At 63.7% G+C, this 510-nt stretch carries 1 protein-coding gene; it reads left to right on the top strand.

Translation table 11 applies throughout. The features are described from left to right. Positions 1–335 precede the first annotated feature (335 nt). Positions 336–510, top strand: a 175-nt coding sequence (locus tag ACKGJN_RS16875) for a PepSY domain-containing protein (protein ID WP_409540738.1), incomplete at its 3' end; no start/stop codon positions are given.

Genomic DNA, 510 nt, shown 5'->3' with positions numbered 1-510 from the left:
CAGCCCGTAGTCGACCGCGCGCAGGGCGGGCTCGCCCTCATCCAGGCGCTTCACCCAGTCGACGGCATGGCCATCGGCGGCGACCTGTTCCTGCACCGCCTGGCCCAGATAGGGCTCGTCTTCGATCAAGAGAACGCGCATCGGCCGTTCGTGCCACCTTTTCCCTGGTTTTCCGCAAGAGAGCGGGGATCCCACGCCAAGCTTACGTCAGGCTGACGGGATTCTTCGCGCTTCGTCAGTTTGCGGTCAGCGCTCTCGGGCAAAACAGCCGCCGGCCGGAAGCGTCAGGCCCCCAAGATTGCAACCTAACCACCCCAAGCCCAAGAGGTACTGATATGAAAACCACTGCTATGTCCGCTGCCATTGCCGCCGCCTTCGCCGCTACCCTTGCCGCCGGCGCCGCCCAGGCCAGCGACAAATGCGCCGTGCCGCAAGCCGAATGGCAGCCGAAAGAGGCTCTGCAGCAGAAGCTGGAGGGAGACGGCTGGAAGATCAAGAAGATCAAGATCG

It is taken from the genome of Gillisia xinjiangensis, assembly GCF_046298265.1.
Lineage (GTDB): Bacteria > Bacteroidota > Bacteroidia > Flavobacteriales > Flavobacteriaceae > Gillisia > Gillisia xinjiangensis.
The sequence above is the reverse complement of the archived record's forward strand: the minus strand, read 5'-3'. Positions and strand labels throughout refer to the sequence as shown.